The following is a 1,109-nucleotide window of genomic DNA, read 5'->3' as shown; positions in this document are numbered from 1 at the left end:
GGGCGCCGCCGGCGGCCGTACACTTGGTCCACCCCGCTCCCGGCGCCCGCCTGCAGGAGCTTCTCGCGCCCCTTGCCACCATGACCCCGGCCCCCGCCTCCCAGGCTGCCCCCGCGCGCCGCGCGCCGCCGAGCCCGGCGCGCCAGGCGCTGCATAAGCTCGGCCTGGTGCGCGACATCGACCTGGCGCTGTACCTGCCATTGCGCTACGAGGACGAGACGCGCATCACGCCGATCGGCAGCGCCCGCGAGGGCGCGACGGTGCAGGTCGAAGGGACGGTGACGGCCTGCGAGGTCCAGTACCAGCCGCGCCGGCAGCTGGTGGTGCGCCTGCAGGACGCCACCGGCAGCTGCGAGCTGCGTTTTTTCAGCTTCTACCCCTCCCACCAGAAGGCCATGGCGGTGGGGACCCGGCTGCGCGCCCGCGGGGAGGTGCGCGGCGGCTTCTGGGGTCGGCAGATGCTGCACCCGGCCTTCAAGCGCGCCGAGGGCGAGCTGCCGGCCGCGCTCACGCCCGTCTATCCGACGGTCGCGCAGCTGCCGCAGGCCTACCTGCGCCGCGCCATCGCCACCGCGCTGACGCGCGTGCCCCTGCCCGAGACCATCCCGCCCGAGCTGGCGCCGCCGCCCGCTGCGGGCGCGCAGGCGGCGTGGAGCCTGCGCGAGGCGCTGTTCTTCCTGCACCACCCGCCCCCCGAGGCGGCACTGGCGGCGCTGGAAGACCGCAGCCACCCGGCCTGGCACCGGCTGAAGGCCGAGGAGCTGCTGGCGCAGCAGCTGTCACAGTGGCGGGCGCGACGCGAGCGTGCGGGCCTGGCGGCGCCCGTGCTGCGCCCGGGGCGCGAGGCGCCGCTGCACGAGCAGCTGCTTGCCGCCCTGCCGTTCTCGCTCACGGCGGCGCAGCGGCGCGTGAGCGGCGAGATCCTGCGCGACCTGGGCCAGGCGCGGCCCATGCACCGCCTGCTGCAGGGCGACGTCGGCTCGGGCAAGACGGTGGTGGCGGCGCTGGCCGCCTGCGTGTGCATCGACGCCGGCTGGCAGTGCGCGCTGATGGCGCCCACCGAGATCCTGGCCGAGCAGCACTTCGCCAAGCTGGTGGAGTGGCTGGAG

1 protein-coding gene is annotated in these 1,109 nt (G+C 76.0%); it reads left to right on the top strand.

The features are described from left to right. Window positions 1-80 precede the first annotated feature (80 nt). The coding region (locus tag A612_RS12040; protein ID WP_019374724.1) for a DEAD/DEAH box helicase at window positions 81-1,109 on the top strand (1,029 nt) is incomplete at its 3' end.

This window comes from Melaminivora alkalimesophila, assembly GCF_000282995.1.
In the GTDB taxonomy this organism is placed as follows: Bacteria; Pseudomonadota; Gammaproteobacteria; order Burkholderiales; family Burkholderiaceae_C; genus Melaminivora; species Melaminivora alkalimesophila.
The sequence above is the reverse complement of the archived record's forward strand: the minus strand, read 5'-3'. Positions and strand labels throughout refer to the sequence as shown.